The 18,630-nt window shown below is 62.6% G+C and carries 15 protein-coding genes; 11 read left to right on the top strand and 4 right to left on the bottom strand.

Going from position 1 to position 18,630, the window contains the following annotated elements; translation table 11 throughout:
• The first annotated feature begins 246 nt into the window (after positions 1 to 246).
• The 3 genes from ACE03M_RS11805 (at position 247) to ACE03M_RS11795 (ending at position 4,559) form a co-directional block, all read left to right on the top strand.
• Positions 247 to 1,614, top strand: a complete 1,368-nt coding sequence (locus ACE03M_RS11805; RefSeq protein ID WP_485934081.1) for an MFS transporter — start codon at positions 247 to 249, stop codon at positions 1,612 to 1,614.
• Positions 1,615 to 1,686: 72 nt separating this feature from the next.
• Positions 1,687 to 3,066, top strand: coding sequence for an LLM class flavin-dependent oxidoreductase (locus ACE03M_RS11800; protein WP_485934080.1), 1,380 nt, complete (start codon positions 1,687 to 1,689; stop codon positions 3,064 to 3,066).
• A 209-nt stretch (positions 3,067 to 3,275) separates the two neighbouring features.
• On the top strand, positions 3,276 to 4,559 hold the full coding sequence (locus tag ACE03M_RS11795; protein WP_485934079.1) for an MFS transporter: 1,284 nt from the start codon (positions 3,276 to 3,278) through the stop codon (positions 4,557 to 4,559).
• Between the two features lie 123 nt (positions 4,560 to 4,682).
• On the opposite strand, the gene ACE03M_RS11790 is transcribed toward ACE03M_RS11795, so the two are convergent.
• Both ACE03M_RS11790 and ACE03M_RS11785 read right to left on the bottom strand, forming a co-directional pair.
• The gene (locus ACE03M_RS11790) at positions 4,683 to 4,931 is read right to left on the bottom strand and encodes an endonuclease domain-containing protein (RefSeq protein ID WP_485934078.1); all 249 of its coding nucleotides are present in this window, start codon (positions 4,929 to 4,931) and stop codon (positions 4,683 to 4,685) included.
• 249 nt (positions 4,932 to 5,180) lie between these two features.
• Positions 5,181 to 5,609: a hypothetical protein gene (locus ACE03M_RS11785; protein ID WP_485934077.1), complete on the bottom strand. Its 429-nt coding sequence runs from the start codon at positions 5,607 to 5,609 to the stop codon at positions 5,181 to 5,183.
• 566 nt (positions 5,610 to 6,175) lie between these two features.
• Between ACE03M_RS11785 and ACE03M_RS11780 the strand changes: the two genes are divergently transcribed.
• The 3 genes from ACE03M_RS11780 to ACE03M_RS11770 all read left to right on the top strand — a co-directional run bounded on the left by ACE03M_RS11780 (position 6,176) and on the right by ACE03M_RS11770 (position 10,340).
• Entirely contained in the window at positions 6,176 to 7,687 is a 1,512-nt protein-coding gene (locus ACE03M_RS11780) for an MFS transporter (protein ID WP_485934076.1), read from the top strand.
• A 348-nt stretch (positions 7,688 to 8,035) separates the two neighbouring features.
• Positions 8,036 to 9,553, top strand: coding sequence for an NCS1 family nucleobase:cation symporter-1 (locus ACE03M_RS11775; protein ID WP_143921201.1), 1,518 nt, complete (start codon positions 8,036 to 8,038; stop codon positions 9,551 to 9,553).
• A gap of 61 nt (positions 9,554 to 9,614) precedes the next feature.
• A complete protein-coding gene (locus ACE03M_RS11770; RefSeq protein WP_485934075.1) occupies positions 9,615 to 10,340 on the top strand; it encodes an aspartate/glutamate racemase family protein in 726 nt (241 codons plus the stop codon).
• Positions 10,341 to 10,419: 79 nt separating this feature from the next.
• Here the strand turns inward: ACE03M_RS11770 and ACE03M_RS11765 are convergent, their stop codons facing one another.
• Positions 10,420 to 11,127, bottom strand: a complete 708-nt coding sequence (locus ACE03M_RS11765; protein ID WP_485934074.1) for a GntR family transcriptional regulator — start codon at positions 11,125 to 11,127, stop codon at positions 10,420 to 10,422.
• 33 nt (positions 11,128 to 11,160) lie between these two features.
• Entirely contained in the window at positions 11,161 to 12,831 is a 1,671-nt protein-coding gene (locus ACE03M_RS11760) for a DUF885 domain-containing protein (RefSeq protein WP_485934073.1), read from the bottom strand.
• A gap of 244 nt (positions 12,832 to 13,075) precedes the next feature.
• Between ACE03M_RS11760 and ACE03M_RS11755 the strand changes: the two genes are divergently transcribed.
• The 5 genes from ACE03M_RS11755 (at position 13,076) to ACE03M_RS11735 (ending at position 18,480) form a co-directional block, all read left to right on the top strand.
• The gene (locus tag ACE03M_RS11755; protein WP_485934072.1) at positions 13,076 to 14,272 is read left to right on the top strand and encodes an MFS transporter; all 1,197 of its coding nucleotides are present in this window, start codon (positions 13,076 to 13,078) and stop codon (positions 14,270 to 14,272) included.
• A gap of 153 nt (positions 14,273 to 14,425) precedes the next feature.
• On the top strand, positions 14,426 to 15,223 hold the full coding sequence (locus ACE03M_RS11750) for a carbon-nitrogen hydrolase family protein (protein ID WP_143921206.1): 798 nt from the start codon (positions 14,426 to 14,428) through the stop codon (positions 15,221 to 15,223).
• Between the two features lie 329 nt (positions 15,224 to 15,552).
• Positions 15,553 to 15,711 carry a VOC family protein gene (locus ACE03M_RS11745; RefSeq protein ID WP_260847978.1) on the top strand — a complete coding sequence of 53 codons (159 nt, stop codon included), beginning with the start codon at positions 15,553 to 15,555 and terminating at the stop codon, positions 15,709 to 15,711.
• Positions 15,712 to 15,823: 112 nt separating this feature from the next.
• Positions 15,824 to 16,654, top strand: coding sequence for a TetR/AcrR family transcriptional regulator (locus ACE03M_RS11740; protein WP_485934071.1), 831 nt, complete (start codon positions 15,824 to 15,826; stop codon positions 16,652 to 16,654).
• Positions 16,651 to 18,480, top strand: coding sequence for an MDR family MFS transporter (locus ACE03M_RS11735; RefSeq protein WP_485934070.1), 1,830 nt, complete (start codon positions 16,651 to 16,653; stop codon positions 18,478 to 18,480). The genes ACE03M_RS11740 and ACE03M_RS11735 overlap by 4 nt, the downstream gene beginning before the upstream one ends.
• The last annotated feature ends 150 nt before the right edge of the window (positions 18,481 to 18,630 follow it).

The raw sequence follows: 18,630 nt of genomic DNA, 5'->3' as shown, positions 1-18,630 counted from the left end.
TGTTGAGGGGTGAGGATGCTGAGATATTCCGCTCAACAATGCCTTACTGATCTCAAGTGATCATCACAGATATTGCCACCAAGCGCATCCCGATGTGACACAAGTGAGTCTTCGTGTGTCCCCATATGACGATCAAAGTCCAACAGTGACGCGGCGACGACATGAACCGCCACGGAGTCCCTAGATTGCTCAACGAAACTCTGGCCTTGAATAGACATTCTGACCACGTAGATGAGGGAGAACCCGATGGCACAGTCCTCCGTAGCGGAGACGATCACCCAGGCCCCACCTCGGCGGCTCTTGGCCGGGAAGAAGAGAGTCCTCGCCTCAGCCTTCGCCGGCACCACCATCGAGTGGTACGACTTCTACCTCTACGGCACAGCGGCGGCACTGATCTTCAACGTTCAGTTCTTCCCCAGCGACAGCGAGCTTGGCAGCAGCCTGGCCGCGTTCGCCAGCCTCGCGGTCGGATTCTTCGCGCGACCACTGGGCGGCATCATCGCCGGGCACCTCGGAGACCGAGTCGGCCGCAAGGCACTCCTTGTCGTCTCCCTGCTGTCCATGGGCATCGCCTCAACGCTCATCGGCCTGGTGCCGAACTTCGAGGCCATCGGCTGGTGGGCCGCTGCCGCACTTGTCGTCCTCCGGATTGTGCAGGGACTGTCCGCCGGTGCCGAATGGGGCGGATCCGCACTGCTCTCGGTCGAACACGCCCCACCCCGCAAACGAGGGCTGTTCGGATCCTTCACCCAGATCGGCTCGGCGGCCGGCATGCTGCTGGCCACCAGCGCCTTCTTCGCCGTGCAGAGGCTGCTCACACCCGAGCAGTTCGAAGCCTTCGGATGGCGCATCCCCTTCCTGGCTTCGGCACTGCTCGTGGCACTGGGACTGTGGATTCGCCTCGGCGTCTCCGATGCACCGGAATTCCAAGAGCTCAAGGCCTCGGGCAATGTCGCCAAGGCGCCACTGCGCGACGTGCTGACCAAGCATCCGCGCGTCCTCCTGGTGACAATCGGACTCCGCCTGGCGCAGAACAGCGTCTTCTACCTCATCACCGTCTACATGCTCAGCTACCTGGCCGAGAACCGCAATGACTCGACCGCCGGCGTCGCTGCCGTCATGATCGCCTCGGCCATCGGTCTGTTCACCGGGCCTCTGTGGGGGTGGGTCTCTGACAAGGTCGGTCGCAGACGCGTGACCATCGGCGGCATCATCGGGGTGGCCGTATTCGGGTGGATCTTCTTCGCCTTCCTCGACGCCGGCCCACTGGCCTTACTGCCGATCGTGGTCATCCTCGGCATGAACCTCGCCCACGACGCCATCTATGGCCCCCAGGCAGCCTGGTTCGCCGAACAGTTCCCCATCGAGATCCGCTACTCAGGGGTGAACATGGGCTACCAGCTGGGCACTGTCATCGGAGGTGGCATCATGCCGATGGTCGCGGCGCTGCTCTACGTCGTCGGCGGCCACTCGCCATGGCTGATCTGCGGCTACCTCACACTGCTGTGCCTGCTCTCGCTCATCGCGGCACTGGCGGCAAAGGACCCTGCCCGCGAGCTGGCGATCAGCGACCCTGCCCACGAGCTCGCGATCAGCGACCCTGCCCACGACTGAGATCCATGACCTGACACTGAGGTTCATGACCTGACAACTGCCACCTGACACCGACAAGGAAAGAGACAGACGATGACGAAATCCATTATTCTCAACGCCTTCGACATGATGACCCCGGTCCACCAGTCACCCGGACTGTGGCGCCACCCTGACTCCAGGGTCGACCAATTCACTCAGCTGTCCTTCTGGACGGATCTGGCTAAGACCCTCGAAGAAGGAGGATTCTCCTCCCTGTTCCTCGCCGACATCCTCGGCGTCTATGACGTCTACGGGGGCAATGCCGACGTGACGAACCGCGGGGGAGTCCAGTTCCCCCTCTTGGACCCACTCGTCGCAGTTCCCGCTATGGCCGCAGCGACGAAGACTCTGGGATTCGGCGTCACCGCCTCGGTGACCTACGAACAGCCCTACCTGCTGGCCCGGACCCTGACGACACTTGATCACTTCACCAACGGGCGCGTGGCCTGGAACATCGTCACCAGCTACGTCGACTCCGCGGCACGCAACCTTGGACTCGAAGGCCAGATCCCACACGACGAGCGCTACGACCGGGCCGATGAGTACATGGACGTCATGTACAAGCTCTTCGAAGGCTCGATGACCCCCGAAGCACTGCGCGCCGACGCCGAGGCCAACGTGTTCGTCGACCCCGAACAGGTCCACGACATCAACCACGAGGGCAAGTTCTTCACCGTTCCCGGACAGGCGCTCGCCGTGCCCGGACCACAGGGAACACCGCTGCTGTTCCAGGCCGGTGCCTCCAAGCGCGGACAGGAGTTCGCCCTCGACCACGCCGAGGCGATCTTCTTCTCCGGACCCACGCCGCAGATCCTGCGCACTTGGGTCGACAAGGTTCGTGACGGACTCGAAGAACGTGGCCGCGCCCGCGACAGCGTGAAGATCTTCGCGCTCGCCACCATCATCGTCGACGACACCGACGAAGCAGCTGAAGCCAGGCTCGCCGACTACACACGCTACGTCGACACCGAATCCGCGCTCTCACTCTTCGGCGGCTGGACCGGCGTCGACCTCTCCGGTGCCAAGCCGGACGACCCGCTGGAATACGTCGCCACGGACGCGAACCAGTCCGCGCTCGCCTCCTTCACCACCATGGCCGGCGACAAGACCTGGACCATCCGCGATCTGGCGGAGTTCGTCGCCATCGGCGGACGCGGACCCGTCATCACGGGTTCGCCCGCAACGGTCGCCGACGAGTTCGAACGTTGGATGTCCGAGGCCGACATCGACGGTTTCAACATCGCCGCTGCCGTCCGCCCTGCCGACGCCGAGCGATTCACCAAGTACGTTTCGCCCGAACTGCGTCGCCGTGGTCTCCTGCCGGAGCCGATCGAGGGTGCCACAGTCCGCGAACAGCTGACCGGGCAGGGCCCCCGCCTGGCCGATGACCACAAAGGTGCAGGGTTCCGGCTGGGAGCCGACGCGCTCGTATGAGTCGGTACATGTGAGCCTGTGAGCTCGCCTGTGTTTGGGCTCGCCCGTGCATGAGTCCACTCTGTATGGGGGCTGGCCCGTGTGGGAGCTCGCCCCCGTGGCTGGTGGATGAACGTCTCGTGATGACCCGCGAGTTCATCTGCCGGCCACTTCTGGTGGATAATGGTCTGCGGCCATTTTCCGATCCGCCGATCACCTGAGGATCCAGCATGAGCGCAGCGACGCCACAGACTTCTACCGAGTCCATCTCGGCACCCGCCTACAAACGCAAGGCGCTCTTCGCCGCAGCTGTCGGTTACGGACTCGACGGCTTCGACCTGCTCATCCTCAGCTTTGCCCTCGGCGGCATCATCGCAACCTTCGGACTCAGCGACGTCGAGGCAGGATCGCTGTCGACGATCACCCTCTTCGGTGCGGTCCTCGGCGGCATCATCTTCGGATCACTGGCCGACCGCTACGGCCGCGTCCGGGTTCTGACCTGGACCGTTCTCATCTTCGCCGTGTTCACCGGGTTGAGCTCAATTGCCCAGGGATATTGGGACATGGCCGCCTACCGGTTCATCGCCGGTATCGGCATAGGCGGCGAGTTCGGCATCGGCATGGCATTGGCCGCCGAAGCAGTGCCGGCCAACCAGCGTGCCCGAGCCACCTCTTGGGTGGGAGTGGGATTCCAGATCGGCGTCTTCGCCGCCGCGATCGTCTCCGCTCCGGTCATCGCTCTGTGGGGTTGGCGGGCGCTGTTCGTCATCGGTCTCTTCCCCGCCATCTTCGCCTTCGTCATTCGCCGAGGTGTCGAGGAGCCAGACAAGTTCGTGCAGTCCCAGCGGGGCCGTGCAGCGGGGGAGTCGGGAGACTCAAGCGAGTCGGCAGGCTCACCGGACCTTCCGACCTTCGGTGCAAAGATCCGTGCGCTGGTCAAGGACAAGGCAACCGTGAGGATCTCCTTCGCCTTGATCGTCCTCTCGACGGTGCAGAACTTCGGATACTTCGGCATCATCGCCTGGCTGCCCAACTATCTGTCTGAGAAATTGGACCTCGGCGTGACGAAGGGATCGCTGTGGACGGCGGTGACGGTGATCGGAATGCTCGCGGGCATCCTCATCTTCGGGCAGGTCGCCGACCGGCTGGGCAGGCGTCCGGCGTTCTGGATCTTCCAGGCTGGGGCGATCGTCTCGATTCTCGTCTACAGCCAGATGACCGACCCGACGGCACTGCTCATCGGCGGCTTCTTCATGGGAGCCTTCGCCAACGGCATGCTCGGCGGTCATGGTGCCCTGCTGGCAGAAATGTACCCGACACAGGTTCGGGCCACCGCACAGAACGTCATCTTCAACATCGGACGTGCCCTGGGCGGACTCGCCCCCGTGGTCATCGCCCTGCTTGCCGACTCCTTCGGATTCGCGTTCGCACTTGCGCTGCTGCCGACCATCTACATCATCCAGTTCCTCGCCATGTTCCTGCTGCCGGAGAAGCGCGGCATCGAACTGGAGTAGATGCACAGCGTCGAACTGAGTCAGAAGGGGATACCCAGAGTCGTTACTGTCTATAGATGGTTGTTCAGGAGCGTTCTGAGGACCATTTGCGGACAGTGAATGAGTTGAGAACTCGGGGGTGAGTCAGTTGTGAGCGAGGTGGTGCCTGAGAAGCTGACGGAACTGGTCCATATTCGTCGCTTTCGACACGCGCAACACGGTCCACCCCTGTGCAACGAGATTCTGAATCCGCTCATTGTCGGCGGCGAACTGCTTGTCTGAGCTTCTGTGGTGATCGCCTTCATACTCGATGGCGAGGCGAAGCTCGGGATATCCGAGATCGGGGTGAAGAATGTAGCTGAGGTTCGAGCACTGCACGGGAGGGTGAACCATCGGCTCCGGGAATCCTTGGCTTATGATCCACAGACGTAACCAGGTTTCCTGGGGTGAATCGACGTTCTGCCGCATGCGCGTGAGCACGGAGGCAAGTAAGGGCCGATTTCGCACATATCGGCGACTGTCGACTTCGGCTCTGATTGCTTTGGGGGTCGCCAGCGGGCCGCTGTGCCATTTCCCGATTGCGGCCTCGGCCACAGCGATCAGCTCATCAACTGTAAGGATTGTGGCGAGTTCAACGATCAGCTAAGGGACTGAGATCAGCGGCAGCTCGCAGAAGTTGGCGACCTTCAGGGACGTGTAACGGTGAAGTACAACGCCTCTCCTCTTCAGCGTGAAATCAGGAGAAGCGGAAGCAACATGAATTCGACGGTCGGTGAGCCTCCGTGGGAGCGGCAGCCCATACAGTCGAGCCGCGGTGATGCCTGTACCAGCTAAACCCTCGTGGAGACGCAGGATCCCGGATAGGCCGACTTGCACCTTGGCCCATTCGAGGCCGGCCCACATCGGTGCCGGCACTGCGGTATCGGGTTCATTGTCGATCCAGACGCCGTGGAAGAGCTGAGTGTAGCGAGGGCTGTTCCTCAGCGCGTGCAAGCTGAGTCCGAGCGGGCCAACCTGATCGCGCATGAACGGGACCGGGGCGGTGAGGAATTGTATGGGTTCATTGTTCATGAACGGTGACTCTGCCGGAGATGCGGTTCGAGAGGAACCGAGTGCTCAGCGACTGTGTATCGACGTTTGTCATCCACTGCCGAATCGCGCGCAAGTGAGAAGACTCTCCACAGTCAAGGACGCTCGAGTCAATGCGCTTGTCTGAGTGAGATGCACCTCGACATCGTCGACACCTAAGCGTGGTTGCCTGTTGCAATATGCGGAACGTGGAGACCCTCAGGCCGCGAGGTCGTGTGCAGGTGCGCGGTACATATGTGAAAGTGCGGCCGAGCTCTGAGCGACCAGTCATGGAGAATTTGTGGTTGAGAAATGGTCGCTTTTCCCCAGGCAGACGAACTTAAGTCCACACTGAAATCCGTTTGTCGACTGTAAATCTCGTCGTAGAGGGAGGCAAGTCGTGTGTGCAGGGCAGTGTGTGACCCGAGATCTGAGTGGGAGCAGGCTTGTTCGACGCTGAGACGCTGAGACGCTGAGACGCTGAGACTCTGAGACGCCCCGACGGTCCGTGACATATTGTGACGGCGTGGGGAGCGGGCGGGGACGTGCCCAGACCATACTGAGCGATTGTGAATAGTCCAGAACAAGCCGGCACTTCGGCGCACGCACCAGACAAGACCGACCCAGGCCCCACCTCGGCGGGGGAAGGCACAGCCGATGCAACGAAGCCTCCGCGGATCATCCGCAGCGCATCCGACATCCACTCAGTCCTCGCCGAATTCGGGTCCCAGGGCACGAAGACCAAGGCGGTCATCATCCTCGCACTCGGCGGGATCTTCATGGACGCCTACGACTTCTCCTCTCTGGCCTTCGGGATCACCGCGATCAAGGAACAGTTCGGACTGACCGGATTCATGACCGGGCTCGTCAACGCCTCGATCATGGTCGGAGCGGTCATCGGTGCGCTGTTCGGCGGATACCTCGTCGACCGGTTCGGGCGCTACAAACTGTTCATGGCCGACATGGTGTTCTTCGTCATCGCCGCCATCGGCTGTGCCGTAGCCCCGAACGAATGGGTCCTCATTCTCTTCCGCTTCGTCATGGGCATCGGCGTCGGACTCGACCTGCCCGTGGCGATGGCCTTCCTCGCCGAATTCTCCAAGCTCAAGGGCAAAGGCAACCGCTCGCAGCGCGTCAACGCCTGGTCACCTGCCTGGTACATCGCGACCGGCGTCGGCTACCTCATCGTACTCATCATCTTCGTCAGCCTGCCCTACGACCAGCACGCCATCCTGTGGCGCCTCGTCGTCGGGTTCGGCGCAGTCCCGGCACTCATCGTGCTCCTCGTCCGTCGCCGCTACCTCGCAGAATCGCCCGAATGGCTCGCGAACCAGGGTGACCTGCGTGGCGCCGTCGACGTCATGCGCTCACACCACCACCTCGACGTGGAACTCGCCGCCGATGCCGGCAGCACAGGGAAGGCCGGAGCTGCAGAGCCGAAGCGCGGCGGCAAATGGAGCGGATTCGCCGAACTCTTCGCCCCGCAGTACCGTGTACGCACGATCGTCGCCCTCTGCGTGTCAGTGTTCTCGACCTTCGGCTACAACGCCGTCGCCTACGGCACGCCACTGATCATTACGACGCTGTTCCACCAGACGCCGCTGGTCACCATCATCGCCTCACTCGTCATCAACCTCGGCTTCGGCGCCATCGGCGGACTGCTGGGCATGAGCATCGTCAACCGGTTCGGCACCCGCCGCATCACCCTCGTCGGATTCGCGATCCAGGCAGCATCACTTGCCCTGCTGGCTATCGTCGGCATACCGACCGGTGCACTCGTGCTCGTCTCAGTAGCGATGCTCGCGGCCTTCGTCTTCGCACAGGCCGGCGGACCCGGAGCCAACCTGATGAACTACGCGACTCTGTCCTACCCGACGCGACTGCGCGGAATCGGCATCGGCTTCAATCAGTCGGTACTGCGTGCGTTCTCGATCGTCTCCCTCATCATGTTCCCGATCCTGGCGGGTTCGATGGGCACGGGAGTCTTCTGGATCGTCGCCTGTGCCCCGCTGGCCGGAGCCATCGCGGTCGGCATCGTCAAATGGGACCCGACGGCGAAGGATGTGGAAGAAGAGGCGTGATTGTCTGACGCAGGGGCGTCATGCCTTCGGGCACCATCGGTTGGAACTCAGCTGATGGTGCCCGCTCTTGTCTGCAGGAGGCGCTGCGTAGGCGTTTCTGATCGCTGTTCAGAATAAATGGTATGCCAAATATGTTTGGTGTCGGAAGTCACCGAAGGGCTCGTGGCCAGCACGGATGCAATCCGCACGATCGGCGTAGTTGAGGTTGTTCTGTGGGAATCGGCGTCAGTGCTGTTGCGCGCAATCTGTGACTCAGGTTACGCTGATATCGACAGAACTCGCCGCCACAGCGTTGTGATCAGAGGTTTGGTATCCCAGCGATGTGCTTTTCAGATTTGAGTGACCAGCATGAGAAAGACTGAGATTGCGCAGGATCCTGCACCCAGCTGGATGGGCCCGAGCCCCGAACAGTTGGCGGCACATCGCATCAGTCCGCGGTTCTACAACTCGGACCTGGCACCGAGCAGGAAGGAAGGGCGAAGCTGGACCGCCTACAGCCTGTTCACCCTGTGGGCCAATGACGTCCATTCGCTGGGCAATTACGGGTTCGCCCTCGGTCTCTTCGCGCTGGGGCTCGGTGCCTGGCAGATTCTCGTTGCACTGCTCGTCGGCGCCGGCCTCCTGTTCTTCCTCCTGACGCTCTCGGGTTTCATGGGACACAAGACGGGAGTGCCCTATCCGGTGATGAGCCGCATTGCCTTCGGCATCCACGGCGCTCAACTCGCGGCCTCCGTGCGCGGCATCGTTGCCATCGCCTGGTTCGGCATCCAGACCTACCTGGCCTCGAGCGTCCTCAACGTCCTGCTCCTCACCCTCGTGCCCAGCCTCCAGTCATGGGCCGACACCGAGTTCCTCGGCCTCTCCGGCCTGGGGTGGTTCTCCTTCACCCTGCTCTGGGTCGTCCAGGTCGTGATCGTCAGCTACGGGATGGAGATGATCCGCAAGTACGAGGCGATCGCCGGACCGATCATCCTCGTCACCTTCCTCTCCTTGGCCGTCTGGATGCTCTCCCGCGTCGATTTCTCGATCTCCTGGGCGCGGGAAGATGCCCTGAGTGGGTGGGAGATGTGGATGCACATCCTCGGTGGTGGATCACTGTGGGTCGCGATCTACGGCACCTTCGTCCTCAACTTCTCCGACTTCACCCGTGCCGCGAAGAAGAAGGGCTCTATCGTCGTCGGCAACTTCTGGGGCATTCCGATCAACATGCTCGTCTTCGGCCTCGTCGTCATCTCCTTAGCCGGTGCCCAATACGAGCTCGATGGAACGGTCATCACCTCACCCGCCGACATCGTCCAGTCGATCGGCAACCCCGTTCTGCTGGCACTGGCTTCGGTGGCACTGCTCATCCTCACGATCGCGGTCAACCTCATGGCGAATTTCGTGGCACCGACCTACGCGCTGACCAACATGTTCCCGCGTCACCTCAACTTCCGCAGCGCCGCGCTCATCAGTGCCATCATCGGCTTCGTCATCCTGCCCTGGAACCTCTACGACTCTCCGATTGTGATCGTCTACTTCCTCGGCGGGCTCGGCGCGCTGCTGGGGCCTCTGTTCGGGATCATCATGATCGACTACTGGGTGATTCGGAAGACGAAGGTCAACGTGCCCCAGCTCTACACCGAGGCTGGCGACGGCGAGTACTTCTACCACCGGGGTGTCAATTGGCGCGCGATCGGCGCCTTCATCCCCGCCTCGCTCATCTCGCTCGTCTTCGCGCTGGTGCCCGCGTTCGTCAGCGTCTCCCAGTTCTCCTGGTTCAGTGGGGCGGGTATCGCGGCGATCATCTACTTCTTCATCGCCCGACGCAGCTTCACCTTCCGCGAGGTCGATGGCGAAGAGATCGCCGTCCCCACGACGCACTGATGTCGCATCGCGCCAACCACCGATCGCTTGCAGCCCACGCACAATTCACCGGGAGACATACGTGAAGATTCTCGTCGTCAACGTCAACACGACCGAGTCGATGACCGAAGGCATCGTCCATGCGGCACAAGAGGTCGCCGCGGCGGGCACTGAGATCATCGGGCTGACTCCCAGTTTCGGGGCCGAATCCTGCGAAGGCAATGTCGAGAGCTACCTCGCGGCATTGGGCGTCATGGACGCGGTGATGAAGTATGCCGGCGAGTTCGATGCCGTCATTCAGGCCGGATACGGCGAACACGGGCGTGAGGGACTGCAGGAGCTCCTCGACGTGCCTGTCATCGACATCACCGAGGCGGGTGCTGCCCTGGCAATGTTCCTCGGCCACCGGTACGCGGTCGTCACGACCCTCGACCGCACCGTTCCCCTCATCGAGGACCGGCTCCTCCTGGCCGGTTTGAACACTCACTGCGCCTCGGTGCGGGCGTCGGGGATGGCTGTGCTCGAGCTCGAGAACCAGCCCGACCGTGCCATTGCCGCGATCGCAGATCAGGCCGCCGAGGCGGTCGAGTCCGATCGTGCGGAGGCCATCGTCCTCGGGTGCGGGGGAATGGCAGAACTCAAGGAGACCATCGTCCAGCGATGCGACGTGCCCGTCGTCGACGGAGTCACCGCAGCGGTGAAACTGGCCGAGTCACTGGTCGGGCTGGGGCTGAAGACTTCGAAGGTCCGAACATATGCCACGGCCCGACAGAAGCAGATGAGCGGATGGCCCTTCAGTGCGGCGTGAATTTGCTGCCTGACCTGTGCTGAGCCCGAAGCTGCCTGCGTCAGTCGCCGGAGGTCGCGCTGTCGCCGCTGATCGATTGTCATTCGTCTGATTCGGTGCCCTCGTCGGCGCCCTCGTCGACGGCCCGGGCGAGGCGTTCTTTGTGCTTGTCATGCTGGTCTTGGCTCGTTCCGAGGTGCCGGGCGGCCAGATCTCTGACCTTCGCCTGATCACGATGGGCAATCGCATCGTAGAGCTGAGCGTGCTCTGTGGCGACGAAATCGAGGTCGTCGTGCTGGCTCAGCTGCCAGCGCATACGCGAGTCGAGGAGCTCACCGATCTCGGCCAGCAGTCGGTTGCCGGAGAGTTCGGTGACGATGGCATGGAAGTCCGCCGCCGAACGGTGGGCACCGACGACGTCACCGGCCTTCGATAGTTCCTTGCCCTTGGCCATGGTGGCCTCGAGCTTGGCCAGGCCCTCCCGATTGTGTCGCTGCGCGGCGAGCTCGAAGGACAGAATGTCGAAGACAGCCCGCACTTCGTTGAGGTCGGCGATGTCACTGGGGGAGAATTCGCGCACCGTCGACCAGGTGTTGGGCCGATTCGCCACCAATCCCTCGGCGGCGAGCTGTTTGAGAGCTTCGCGGATCGGCACACGACTGACCCCGAGCTCGGTGGCCAGGTTCCGTTCGACCAGTCTGCTGCCGGGCAGCCTGACGCCGTCGATGATCTCGTTGCGCAGCACTTCGGTGACCCGCACTGTCTCAGAGCGCGGGCCATCGCTGCGCGGACTGTCATTGTTCTTCACCAGGTCATTCTCCCACCAGTGTTCTGCACAGCGTCAGCGCTTCATGGCTCGCCCGAGGGCATCGAGGCCGACCGATCCCAGGTTCAGCGCTTTGGTGTGGAAGGCCTTGAGGTCGAAGTCCGCTCCGGCTTCGGCCTTGGCCTCGTCGCGGAACTGCTCCCACAGTCGCTGCCCGATCTTGTAGCTCGGTGCCTGTCCCGGCCAGCCGAGGTAGCGGTCGAGTTCGAAGGCGAGGAAAGACCGGTCCATCGCGACGTTGTCGGTGAGGAACTGCCAGGCCTTCTCTCGGTCCCAGGTCCCTCCGCCGAGGCTCTCGGGCGCGTCGAGTCCCAGGTGGAAGCCGATGTCGAGAACCACTCGTGCCGCGCGCAGACGCTGCGAGTCGAGCATACCCAGATAGTCTGCGGGGTCGTCGAGGAAGCCGAGGTCGGCCATGAGCTTCTCCGCGTAGAGGGCCCAGCCCTCACCGTGCCCGGAGACCCAGCACATGAGTCGGCGCCAGCGGTTGAGGGTGTCAGAGACATAGGTGGCCTGGCCGACCTGCAGATGATGGCCGGGCACCCCTTCGTGATAGACGGTGGTCTTCTCCTGCCAGGTGGCGAACTCGGTGACGCCTTCGGGCACCGACCACCACATGCGACCCGGGCGGGAGAAGTCGTCGGTGGGTCCGGTGTAGTAGATGCCGCCGGTGGCCGAGGGCGCGATCATGCATTCGATCGTGCGCACGGGTTCGGGAATGTCGAAGTGGGACTTCCCGAGCTCCGTGATCGCCTCGTCGGCGACCTTCTGCATCCACTCACGCAACCCCTCGGATCCGTGCAGGGTCCGCTCGGGATCGTTGTTCAACGTCTCCATGACCTCGAACAGGTCGGCACCGGGCTGGATTCTCGCCGCGACCTCACGCTGCTCGGCATCGATGCGGGCCAATTCCTCAAGGCCCCACGCATAGGTCTCATCGAAGTCGACCTCGGCGCCGAGGAAGTCACGCGAGTGCAGGGTGTAGGCCTCGCGACCGCAGGCCTCATTCTCCGGGGCTGCCGGGAGGAGTTCGGCAGCCAGGAAATCGGCGAGGTGGGCGAAGGACTCACGGGCCGCCTCGGCGTGGTGGCTCAGCTGTTCGCCCAGCGACGACGGGACGTCGGTGGCGCGGGCGATGAGCTGGTCGAAGTTGCCGCCCGGTTCGGCCAGTGTGCGGGCCTGTTCGATGACCTTCTCTATCTGGATCCGGGCCGCGACCTGACTGCGGCTCTTGGCCAGAGCCAGGGACTCCTGATAGCCGGCCACGGAGGTCGGGACTGCTTCCATCGTCGTGGCGATGGTCTCCCAGCCCTCGGTGGTGTCGGTGGGCATGAGGTCGAATGCGTCGCGGATGGACTGCAGGGGAGATTCGATGACGTTGAGGCTCGAATGCTTGAGCCCGGCCTCGAAATAGTCGCGATCAACGCTCAGACGGTCACGCATCGCATCGATGGTCACGAGGTCGACGTCGTCGAGTTCGGCCGTCTTCTCAACCTCGGTGAGCTTGGCCAGTGTCTCGACGGTGAGATCGTTGGCGGCGGCCAGACCGGCGGGGGAGAAGTCATCGAAGCCCTTCGCCCCTTCAATGCCGAGGTAGAGGGCGAGGGAAGGGGAGAGCGCAAGTGATCTGTCGACAAATTCTTCAGCAACGGCGTCAACGGCCGAAGGGGTTCTCTTCTGGGTCATGATTCTCACCCTATATGACCGAGAACACAGCAATCAGGTGACTAGAGCAAGATCACCCTGGAATGGGCCGCCGACAACTGGGGTCACCGGATACCATGGATTGGTTCCCAGCCCGATCTCAGAGATTCGCCGATCTCAACGATCAGCCGATCACAGCCGATCAGCTCTGACCGCCGAGCACCGATCTCAACGGGCATCCTGGGGACTGAGCGCATCATTCGACAGGAAGAGAGACTGATCTTCAGTGGCACGGGCACAGCTATGGACCAAGGACTTCGTCGTCGGCATCGGTCTCAACCTGGCGATGTCGATGGTGTTCTACCTCCTCATGACGTCCATGGCAGGCTACGCCGTCGCCAGATTCTCCGCAGGGGAGGCAGCCGCCGGCTTCGCGTCCTCCTCCTTCGTCGTGGGTGCCGTCGTCGCGCGTGTGCTGACCGGAAAGTACCTCGACTTCATCGGTCGACGGAAACTGCTCATCATCACGATGGCGATCTCGATCCTCGCCTCCGTCGCCTATATCTTCGCCGACACCTTGGTCTGGCTCCTCGCCATTCGCATCATCCACGGCATCGCCTTCGGGGCCGGCAACACGGCCATCATGACCGCGATCCAAAGCGTGATCCCCACCTCTCGCCGAGGTGAGGGCACCGGCTACTTCGGCACCGCCACCACGCTGTCGACGGCTCTGGGGCCCTATCTGGGTGTCATCCTTCCGCGCGCCTACGACTTCCCGATGCTCTTCGCGGCCTCGGCATTCATGTCGCTCGTCGCCTTCATCCTCTGTGTCGTCATCAAGCTGCCCCAGCAGGAGCTCAGCGAGGAGCAGCGTCGATCCAAATGGCACTTGAAGGTCAGTACGCTCGTTGACCGCGATGGTCTGCGCATCGGTTCGATCATGCTCATCGCCGGAACCGCCTATGCCGCGGCTCTGGTGTTTCTCGCCGGCTACGCCGAGGACAACGGAGTCGCGAGTGCGGCTTCTCTGTTCTTCGTCGCCTTCGCCGTGGCGTCACTGATAGCACGACTGTTCGTCGGTCGCCTGCAGGACACCATCGGCGACAACTTCGTCATCTATCCTGTCTTCGTCTTCAACCTCGTGGGCAACGTTCTGCTGGCGATGTGGCCCACCATGACCGGGATCATCCTCGCCGGCGTCTTCGTCGGCCTGGGCTTCGGCTCGCTCATGCCGTGTATGCAGGCGATCACTGTGAAGTCTGTACCGATGTCGAGAGTGCCGGTGGCCACGGCCTCGTTCTTCCTCCTCCTCGACGCAGGGTCGGGGATCGGTCCGATCATTCTCGGCGCCATTATGCCGCTGACCGGCGGCAACGGCATGTTTATGCTGTGTGCGGGGCTCGTGGCCCTCGGCATGATCGTCTACTACTTCGTCCACGGCCTTCGCCGAGGTGGCCGTCCCGGTCGCGAGTACCTGCACTGAGGTGGTGCCGGCTGGACGGAGCGCTCCGTTGGCCGGATGGAGGTCACTGCTGGCTGGACCGAGGTCACTGCCCGCTGGACGCAGGTTTCTCCGCGCGTGCGGTCGCGATAGTCTGAATGCACCGTTGACACTCCCGGATCGCAAGGACTGGCCATGAAATTCGCACTCGCGCAGATCAACTCCACCACCACAGTTGCGGACAATCTCGTCAAGGTCCGGGACTACACGAACAGGGCCGCCGAGGCAGGAGCCGAGTTCGTCGTCTTCCCCGAGGCCACGATGTCCGCCTTCGGCCCAGGCCTGCGAGATGTGGCCGAGGCGAACACCGAGTCCTGGCAGACGGCGATGGCTGAGCTGGCGACCGAGGCCGGAATCACCGTGATCGTCGGCGAGTTCGCGACTTCAGGTGAAAAGGTGATCAACCTGCTTGCCGTCTACCCGCCACGGGGTGAGCGTCGCGACTATGCGAAGATCCACCTCTACGATGCCTTCGGCTTCAAAGAATCCGACACAGTCGTCCCCGGTGAGGACCCGGTCGTCATCGACCTCGCAGGTGAGAGCGTCGGACTGACCCTGTGCTACGACATCCGCTTCCCGAAGCTGTACGCAGAGATCAGCCGTCGTGGTGCCAAACTCGCCATCGTCTCCGCATCCTGGGGTGCAGGGAAGGGCAAGGTCGAACAATGGGAGACTCTGGCTCGTGCCCGGGCACTGGACTCCAATATGTTCGTTGCCGCCATCGGCCAAGCCGACCCTGAAGTCAGCGGGGTGGAGGTGCCGAAGAAGGGACCGACCGGCGTCGGCCACAGTCTCGTCTCCGATCCCTTCGGCCACGTCGTCTCCTCACTTGAGGGTGAAGAGGCTCTCGAGGTCGTCGACGTGGACCTCGCCGTAGCCGACAAGGCCGCCGAAACGATTCCGGTGCTGACGAACGCCAAGCTCGGGTACTGAACTTCATCTTTATGCTGCGTTCCTGGAGCGACCTGTATGCTCCAGGCCATGGCGATACAGAGGATGGACAACGTCGGGATCGTCGTTGAGAACCTGAATTCAGCGGTCGACTACTTCGCCGCGCTCGGCATGGAGCTGGAAAGCAGGACAGTGGTCGAAGGCGACTGGGCGGACAAGACCGTCGGGCTTGACGGCATTCGCAGCGAGATCGCGATGATGCGAACTCCAGACGGCCACAGCAAGGTCGAACTCACCGCGTACCACGCACCCACGGCCGTGGGTGCCGAAGGGCAGCCCCCTGCGCCCAATACGTGGGACTGCATCGGATCATGTTCGCCGTCGACGACATCGATGACACCATCTCTCGGCTGCGTGAGCACGGAGGCGAACTGCTCGGTGAGGTGGCGGAGTTCGAGTCGATCTTCCGGCTCTGCTGCATTCGCGGCCCAGAGGGCATCGTCGTGGCCCTGGCCGAGCGGTTCGACTGAGACGGGGCATGGTGTGAGCATCGTCTCGCATTTCGGGTGCTCGCTGTGAGTGTGCCATAAGACACAATATTTGCACTTGAGGTAAAAATGCACTGGGTGCAATAATGTGATTATGAATTCCACATCTTCTGGCGAGCCAACTCGCGCAGACTCGGCTGCGGCCGAGCCTGGACGCGCAGCCGACTCTGCCGCGCCCGATCCAGTCGAGACCACAGGCCATGCCGACCAGCCCGAGGGGCTGCGCGAGCGCAAGAAGCGCGAGCGTGGTCAGGCTCTGCGTCAGGCGGCCCTCGAGCTGGCACTCGAGAACGGATACGCCAACGTCACCATCGAAAACATCTGCGAACGCTGCGGGGTCTCCCGGCGCACCTTCTTCAACTACTTCTCCAGCAAAGAAGAAGCTCTGCTGGGCCGTGCCGACACCGTCTTCGACGATGAGGACCAGCCCGATATCGAGGCCTTCGAAGCCGGCGGCCCGAGCGGGCGACTCCTGGCCGACCTCCAGCATCTGTTGGCCTCGGTTGTGCGGACACGTCTGAACAGGCGCGAAGAGATGCACCAATACCACCAGCTGCTGAAGCAGGACCCTTCGCTCATGCAGGTTCAGATGTCTCGTATGGGCAACAACGAGCGCCTGTTCCGCGAGATGATCCAACGTCGCCTCGATGGGGCGACGACGACCTCGGGCGCCCCTGCGACCGACGAGAACTCGGCGGCCACCTCGGCGACCAAAGCTACTTCCGATGATTCCGGCTCAGGTCACTGCCATGACGACGGCGACGGGGTGTCGGTGTCCATCCGCGCCGAGGCACTCGCTGCTTTGGCGATGATGTCGATCAAGGCGACGTTCATGCGTCTGCGCAAGGTCGAGGGCGACCCGGCCCCGGTCATCGAAGAACTGTTCGACGAACTACGAGACATCTTTGAGGAGGAATCGGCATGAGTTCAACAGCCGAAACTGCTGAGAAGGCCCCGATGGTCTTGACCAAGAAGACGATCGTCTTGATCTTCTCCGCGCTCATGGCCGCCATGTTCCTGGCAACCCTGGACCAGACGATCGTGTCGACGGCAATGCCGACGATCGTGGGTGAACTCGACGGTGTCGAGCATCAGGCCTGGCTGGTGACCATCTACCTGCTGGCGATGACCATCGTCATGCCGCTGTATGGAAAGTTCGGCGACATGTGGGGCAGGAAGGTCATCTTCCTCGTCGCGATCGCGATCTTCGTCGTCGGCTCATTCGGGTCCGGCATGGCCCAGACCTTCTGGGAACTCATCGCCTGGCGCGGCTTCCAGGGACTGGGCGGCGGCGGTCTGATGATCCTGTCGCAGGCCATCATCGCCGACATCATTCCCGCCAGCGAACGCGGCAAGTACATGGGCCCCCTCGGCGGCCTGTTTGCGATCTCGAGCGTGCTCGGCCCGGTCCTGGGCGGATTCTTCACCCAGCACATGGACTGGCGCTGGTGCTTCTGGATCAACGTCCCGATCGGCATCATCGCATTCTTCATCGCGCTCTTCGCCCTCAAGCTGCCGAGCCACAAGTCGGACAAGAAGGTCGACGTCCTGGGCATCATCTTCATGGTCGCCGCGACCTCGCAGCTGATCCTCGTCACCAGCTGGGCCGGCCACGACTATGACTGGAACTCGCCGACAATCATCTCCCTGATCATCGGCACCGTGGTCTCCGCTGCCATCTTCGTCTACGTCGAATCCAAGGTCAGCAACCCGATCATCCCGATCTTCCTGTTCAAGAACAAGACCTTCGTCCTCTCGACAGTCATCGGCCTGCTGCTGGGCCTGGGCATGTTCTCCGCAATGGCATTCCTGCCCACCTTCATGCAGATGGCATCCGGGACAGACGTGACAGGATCCGGCCTGCTCATGCTGCCGATGATGGCCGGCGTCATGCTGACCTCCATCGTCTCCGGCTTCATCGTGTCGAAGACCGGCAAGTACAAGATCTACCCGCTCTTCGGCACCCTCATCGCCGGCATTGCTTTGGCCTGGATGACCACGTTGACGGCCGATACCTCTATGGTGCTCATCGGATGCATGATCTTCACCATGGGCTTCGGCCTTGGCCTGGTCATGCAGATCATCGTCCTCGTCATTCAGAACTCCGTGGCCCCGGAGTTGGTGGGCACCGCGACGTCGACGAACAACTACTTCCGCGAGATCGGTGCCTCTGTGGGCACGGCACTGTTCGGGTCGATATTCACCTCCCGGCTGGCAGACAAGGTCGGCGAAGCGATGTCGCAGTCTCCCGGCAGTGGTGCAGGCGCGGGCGGTGCTGGGGCAGGTGCTCCGACCACCGACTCGCTGACACCGGAGTCCGTGGCCTCGCTGCCCGGCCCCATCCATGACCTCGTCGTCAATGCCTACGCGGATGCTTTGGCGCCCTCGTTCTGGTACATGGTGCCGGTGTTCCTCGTCGCCTTCGTCCTCGCTTGGTTCCTGCCGCAGCTCAAGCTCTCCGATGTCGCTGGAATGGTGGCTCGCGGTGAAGCTGTCTACGGTGACGATATGGGCGGCCCGACGCGAGGCGTGACGAGCGTTTCGGATGATTCAGCAGCCGGTTTGGGTGCCTCGTCGGCCGGTTCGTCGGCGGCCGACGGGCGCAGTCCTCAGCGTCTGAGCACGGTCACCATCGATGACGGATCCGCGCCTCAGCCTGGAGTCGATACAGGAACCATCCATCAGGTGGAGCCTGATCACCAGGTGGGGCCCGGAGCCGACCCGGCGAAGGACCAATACCGGCTGAGATGAGCTGACGTCCGATGCCACCGACTCACCGGTGGCATAGAGGGGGCTGCTTACCGTCGGGAGGACGACTTACCTTCGAGAGACCCAGCTGCAATCTGCCCGCTTGACTGTAAGCAGTCCCCTCGGCGAGCGGGCACAGGGTGACATGATTCG

It is taken from the genome of Brevibacterium sp. AGC70 (assembly GCF_057334195.1).
The sequence above is the reverse complement of the archived record's forward strand: the minus strand, read 5'-3'. Positions and strand labels throughout refer to the sequence as shown.